Origin of the sequence: Enterococcus sp. RTP21361st1_A6_RTP21361_211029 (assembly GCF_040910045.1) — a bacterium.
Taxonomy (GTDB): Bacteria; Bacillota; Bacilli; order Lactobacillales; family Enterococcaceae; genus Enterococcus_D; species Enterococcus_D gallinarum.
Map to the genome: position 1 here is coordinate 22,257 of NZ_JBDGBK010000038.1, position 6,264 is coordinate 28,520.

The 6,264-nt window shown below is 45.4% G+C and carries 7 protein-coding genes; all 7 read left to right on the forward strand.

Annotation, left to right across the window (positions count from 1 at the left end; genetic code table 11):
- Positions 1-2 precede the first annotated feature (2 nt).
- A complete protein-coding gene (locus AB5Z52_RS08690) occupies positions 3-776 on the forward strand; it encodes a protein-glutamate O-methyltransferase CheR (RefSeq protein WP_003129081.1) in 774 nt (257 codons plus the stop codon).
- A gap of 21 nt (positions 777-797) precedes the next feature.
- Positions 798-2,849 carry a chemotaxis protein CheA gene (locus AB5Z52_RS08695; RefSeq protein ID WP_003129082.1) on the forward strand — a complete coding sequence of 684 codons (2,052 nt, stop codon included), beginning with the start codon at positions 798-800 and terminating at the stop codon, positions 2,847-2,849.
- The gene (locus AB5Z52_RS08700) at positions 2,846-3,433 is read left to right on the forward strand and encodes a chemotaxis protein CheC (RefSeq protein WP_003129083.1); all 588 of its coding nucleotides are present in this window, start codon (positions 2,846-2,848) and stop codon (positions 3,431-3,433) included. Before AB5Z52_RS08695 ends, AB5Z52_RS08700 begins: the two co-directional genes overlap by 4 nt.
- A gap of 14 nt (positions 3,434-3,447) precedes the next feature.
- Positions 3,448-3,810, forward strand: coding sequence for a response regulator (locus AB5Z52_RS08705; protein ID WP_003129084.1), 363 nt, complete (start codon positions 3,448-3,450; stop codon positions 3,808-3,810).
- A gap of 19 nt (positions 3,811-3,829) precedes the next feature.
- A complete protein-coding gene (locus AB5Z52_RS08710) occupies positions 3,830-4,219 on the forward strand; it encodes a chemotaxis protein CheW (protein WP_005472960.1) in 390 nt (129 codons plus the stop codon).
- A 17-nt stretch (positions 4,220-4,236) separates the two neighbouring features.
- A complete protein-coding gene (gene fliM, locus AB5Z52_RS08715; RefSeq protein ID WP_005472959.1) occupies positions 4,237-5,247 on the forward strand; it encodes a flagellar motor switch protein FliM in 1,011 nt (336 codons plus the stop codon).
- Positions 5,244-6,264 (forward strand): flagellar motor switch phosphatase FliY (gene fliY / locus AB5Z52_RS08720; protein ID WP_368266881.1); only part of this gene is annotated, 1,021 nt, incomplete at its 3' end. The genes fliM and fliY, both read left to right, overlap by 4 nt.

Sequence of the window (6,264 nt, forward strand, 5' to 3'; positions counted from 1 at the left end):
AGATGGAAGAAGAATTTGCCTTATTTAATGCATGGGTGGATCGCCGGTTAGGGATTCCATTAGCCGCATACAAAGAAAATCAAATGCAGCGCCGCATCCTTACGATCATGGAAAACAGCGGGGCAAAAACGTTGAGGGAATACCAGCAATTGATCGAAGGAGATGAAGGGGTGCGGGCAGCTTTTTTAGCCCATATCACCATTAACGTAACGGAATTTTACCGCAACAAAGAACTATTTGACGCCTTTGAACGCATCTTGAAAACCATTGTTCTCCCGAAAACCACGCTGCCAAAAATTTGGAGTGCCGCATGTTCGATTGGGGCAGAACCCTATACGATCGCTATGCTGCTAGAAAAAAACCAAATTGCTGCAGCCAATGTCTTGGCCACCGATATCGATATGCAAATTTTGGCAAAAGCCAAGCAAGGACTCTATCGAGAGCACGAATTGCGGAATGTCTCAGCGGCAGAACGTACCCGTTTTTTTGATGCAATAGAAAAGAACCAGTTTCAGATCAAGACAGAAATCAAACGGCGGGTTCATTTTAAGCAACACGATCTTTTGAAAGACCCGTACAATGGACCTTTTGATGTGATCGTTTGTCGCAATGTGACGATCTATTTCAAAAGTGACGCTCGGGATGCCGTCTATCAAAAATTCAGTGATGCATTGGTCCCAGGGGGCATTTTGTTTACGGGAGCGACAGAAACGATCAATTTCGCGGAACAATTCGGTCTCAAGAAAATCGATTCGTTTATCTATCAAAAAGTATAATTTTGTAAAGGAGGGACCCATTTGGATGACAATAGTGTCTATCGTACCCTTTTCTTTGAAGAAACAGACGATCATTTAGCACAGTTGAATGATCATGTCTTGCAATTGGAAAACGATCCACAAGACAGCGCCTTGCTGAATGATATTTTCCGTTCTGCCCATACCCTTAAAGGGATGGCGGCAACGATGGGCTATGACGTCATGACGCAGCTGACCCATAAAATGGAAAATATTTTTGAGTTGTTTAAAACAGGGACCTTGCAAGTGACCCAGCAATCGATCTCATTGATTTTCAAATGTTTGGATCGCTTGTCAGAACTTGTGGAGGATCTGCGGGAAGAACGTGACCTGCAGCCAGCTCAAATTGCCGATTTATTGGCCGAACTTGACCAAACGGAACATTCTGGCGGCCTACCAACCGAGACAGAAGCAAGTCAAAAACCTACAGCAGCGGGCGCATTAAACCCACAGTTTCAACAGATCGATCCTTCTGATCTGTACGTGATCGAGCAAGCGGCTGGAGATGGCTATCAAGCCGTTCAAATTGCTGTTCGCTTAGATGCCCAATCCATGTTAAAAGGCGCTCGTGCCTTTTTGATCATGGAAAAGCTTGGTCAAACAGGGGATGTTCTCTATGCAGAACCAGATGCCCAAACACTCGAAGAAGGCACCTTTGAATCGGATTTCTCGCTGCTGTATTTGACACAGCAGACACTAGCTGATGTTGAGCAAAACATCGCCAGCAATAGTGAGATCGAAGCCTTCGTGGTGGCACCTTTTGATCCATCAGCCGCTGTGTTGGAAGAGGCAGAAGAGCTGCTTCAGCCAGCGTCGGCCCAAGAGTCAGAAACTCCTGCTCTCCAACAAGCGAAAACAGAAACGAAAGAAAAATCACCGGCGCTAGCACATCATGCGTCTGCCCAAAATCAATCAATCCGAGTCGACTTGAATCGCTTAGATTCATTCTTGGATCTCGTATCCGAATTGGTGGTCTATCGCAATCAATTAGAAGATGTCAGTGAGCGGGAAAACATCGAAGCAGTCAAAGACCCCTTAGAACAAGTTTCACGATTGACTTCTGAGCTGCAAGATTTGGTCTTGCGGATCCGCATGCAGCAAGTCAATGTCGTCTTCAGCCGCTTTCCAAGAATGGTTAGGGACTTATCCAATGAACTGCAAAAAGAAATGGAACTTGTCATTTTTGGGGAAGAAACGGAATTGGATAAAACAGTGGTTTCTGAGTTGAGCGAACCCCTGGTCCATCTGTTGCGTAATTCTGCCGATCACGGCATCGAAGCACCCAACGTTCGGGAAAAACTGGGCAAACCTCGCAAGGGCACGATTCGTTTGGCGGCCTACCAAGAAGGTAATCGCGTGATCATTACATTAGAGGATGATGGCAAAGGCCTTGATCCACAAGTAATCAAAGCAAGTGCTGAAAAGAAAGGCTTAGCCACGGCAGGCCTTTCCGATGAAGCGTTGCAGCAGCTGATCTTCCACCCCGGTTTTTCAACAGCCCAAGAAGTGACCAATATTTCTGGGCGCGGTGTCGGGATGGATGCCGTGCAATCGAAGATTACCCAACTAGGGGGAACTATCGAGATGAAGAGTCAGCCGAATAAAGGCACGCAGTTTGTGATCAAATTGCCATTGACCCTGTCGATCATTCAAGCATTGATGGTTCGCGTCGGCGAAGAAACCTTTGCGATCCCATTAAATCTAGTCGAACGCGTGGTGATGATCAAAGAAGAAGAGATCATTCAGACGGTCTCAGATGAGGTCTATCGTTTTCAAGAAGAGTTGATTCCGTTGATTCGGACCGATCAACTCTTAGCGATCGAAGGCGACCTATCTGAGAAAAAATTCGCAATTATCGTCAACAATGACCAACAATTTCACGGTATTTTGGCAGATGAATTGATCGGCCAACAAGAGATCGTCATCAAGAAAATCGATCCGCTGCTGCAAAAGCTGAATCGCTATCAAGGAGCAACGATTATGGGTAACGGCTCGATCGCACTGATCTTAGACATTCATGCGATCTGTCAGAAAAAAAAGGATGACCGCTTATGAGTTATACAGCGCTGCAGATCGATGGACTAAAAGAACTGATCAATATCGGCGGTGGCCACGCTGCGACTAGTTTATCAAAGCTTCTCCAACAACCGATCGATATGCGGGTACCGGAAGTCGAGATTCTAGCTTATGAGGATTTGTATCAGCAGATCATGGCGGAAGACAAAGAAGTACATGTGGTGATAAGTCAAATCGAAGGGGCGTTTCGGGGGATCTTCTTGTTTGTCTTAACGGATGAATCCGCCGCAAAATTGCGTCAGTTGATGATCCAAGAAAGCGATCCGTCAGAAGAGTTGAAGCAATCAGTCATCAATGAGTTGACCAACATCCTCACCAATTCTTTTTTGATCGCGATCGGGCAACTGTTGGAAACACAGCTGAGTGCGTCTTTACCAAGTGCCAGCTATGATTTCTTTGGCGCAGCGATCAGTTCCATCTATTTGGCAATGGCCCAGTATGATGAGCAGGTGATGGTAATCCGTAATGAGTTCGTCTATGCCAAAGAAACATTAGAGGCATCGTTATTTTTGATTCCAGAAATCGGTGTACTAGAAAACATATTTGATTCATTAGGAATTTGAAAGGGGCAAATACAATGTCAAAAAAAGTATTGATCGTGGATGATGCGGTATTTATGCGCATGAAATTAAAGGATATTTTAGAAAAAAACGGCTATGAAGTCGTGGGGGAAGCCCAAAATGGCCAAGAGGCTTTTGAAAAATACCAAGCAACGACACCGGACTTAGTGACCATGGATATCACGATGCCGGAAGTGGACGGCTTAGAGGCGTTAAAAATGATCCGCACGTTTGATGCGCAGGCGAAAGTCGTGATGTGCAGTGCCATGGGACAACAAGGAATGGTGATGGATGCAATTCGCGCCGGTGCGGTGGACTTTATCGTGAAGCCCTTTGACACGGACCGCGTAATCACTGCCATTGATAAAGCCTTTGCCTAATGCCTAGGAGGATAGCGACATGCAGATGATACTTTTCAAAATGGCCCAGCAGTACTATTTGATTTCGGCGGACTCGGTGGACGAGGTCATTGATGCTCCTTCCTTTACGAAGGTGCCCTTAGCACCTGAGTGGGTAGAAGGGTTGATCAACCTGCGGGGGTCTGTCGTAACGGTGATTCGTTTGGCAAAACTGATTCCGATTATGGAACCAGCCTACGAAAAAAATATATTGATCATGAAGAAGCAAGAGGAAACCAAAGGGGTCCTCGTAGAAGAAGTAATTGAAGTTCTTGATATCACCGAAGAGGATATCCAACTAGACAATCAAGAGACAGAACATGCCGTTGGAGTCGTGACGATCGGTGAAAAAGTAGCCAGTGTGATTCAAATCGATCACATGATTTTTTAAAAAAATGGGGGATTAGTGTGGATCAGGTATTGACGCAGCAAGAGATTGATTTATTGTTGAATGCGATGAGCAGCGGAGAGATCGATCAAGAAATTATTGAGATAGAAGACAAACAAGCCAAAGTGAAAGCCTACGATTTTCGCCGACCAACAAAGCTGTCGAAAGAGTACGTCAATACCCTGCACATGATCTTCGAGGATTTCTCGAAGATGAGCAGCAGCATGCTTTCTACCCAACTGCGGACCAATGTTTCTTTGCAGTTGGCAGCTATCGAACAAGTCAGTTATGACGAATTTATCCATTCGATACCAAAATTTACTTTATTGGGGCTCTTTCATTCGCAGCCTTTGAGCGGGATCCAGATGATCGAGATGAACCCACAACTGTGCATGATGTTGGTAGAATTGTTGTGCGGCGGTTTAGATGTTTATCAAAACAAGCCGATCGAAATGGATTTTAGCGAGAAAAAAAGTTTTACTGATATTGAAACAGCGATCTTGGAAGAAGTGGTGGCACAATTTGTACGGGTCTACCAAAATGTTTGGAAGGACATCGTTGCCTTGGATTCGGTTTTGGATGGAATCGATACGAATCCGCAATTGATGCAAAACATGTCGCCGAACGAACCCGTCGTATTAGTGACCTTTACTATCAAAATTTTTGAAGTGAAACATTTCATCAATCTATGTATCCCGTACGTCTTCTTTGAAGGGATCATTGATAAATTAAGTTTCCGCAATTGGTTTGATAGCAATCAGCCAGTCAACCAAGACGATAGCCGCGAGTTGCAAAAAAGTTTGAATGGGGTCGGCTTGAATTTAGAAGTTCTGCTGGGCCATGCTCAAATGAGTCTTTCTGAGTTTCTCCACCTAGAAGAAGGCGATGTCATCAAACTAGACAAAAAAATTACTGAACCATTAGAGACCTTCATCGATGGAAAACCTTACTTCCGGGCAAAACCTGGGAAGCAAGAGGACCGTTTAGCCATTGAGTTATTAGACAAGTTAGAAGAGGAGCAAAAACTATGAGTGAACGTTTATCCCAAGCAGAAATCGATGCATTGCTGAATCAAAGTGCCCCAGCCCAGCCGCAAGGATTAGAAGAGCAAGTCAAAGTCGACATTATTGGCGAAGTTGGAAATATCTCCATGTCGCAAGCGGCGACGACGTTGTCTTCCATTCTTGATCTTCGGGTCAGTATCACGACTCCCCGGGTGTCTAAAATCAAATTTGGTGAGATCTTAAACGACCTCGTTGCACCAAAAGTAGCAACGACAGTTGAATTTAAAGAAGGCCTTTTAGGCAGTAATTTGATGCTGTTAGAAGTCAAAGATGCCATCGTGATCGCTGATTTGATGATGGGGGGAACTGGTGAACCCACCAACACCCAATTTACGGAATTAGAGCTAAGCGCCGTGGCAGAAGCCATGAACCAAATGATTGGGACTGCCTCGACTTCGATGGCGACGATGATCAGCCGCAAAGTGGATATCTTGCCGCCGATCGTCAAACTATGGGAGACACCAGAAAACATTGAGTATAGCGGGATCGAGGCAGAGGAAGAGATTTACTGTATCTCATTTTCTTTGCGCGTCGAAGGTCTGATCGAAAGCAAAATCATGCAGATCTTTACGGATCCTGTGGTCAACGATATCGCCAGTGCGATGCTGTCCGATGAAGCGACTGTCGTTACTCGGGAAACACCAACACCGCAGCCAACAGCACCCGTTGCTGCACCTAAGCCAGAACCAGAGGCTGCATCAAAGCCCGTGGAGGTCAGCAAACCGGCATTTCAAACATTGGCCTCCAGCGGAGTGAACGATGGGGATAATTTGGACTTGATCCTTGATGTGCCATTGGATCTAAGTGTCGTGTTAGGCCGCAGCAAAAAAACCATTAAGGACATTTTATCTTTCAATACGGGCTCCGTCATCGAGCTGGAAAAACTGACGGATGAACCGCTAGAGATTTTGTTGAACGGCAAACTGATCGCCACTGGGGAAGTCGTGGTCATCAATGAAAACTTCGGCGTACGGATCACCAACA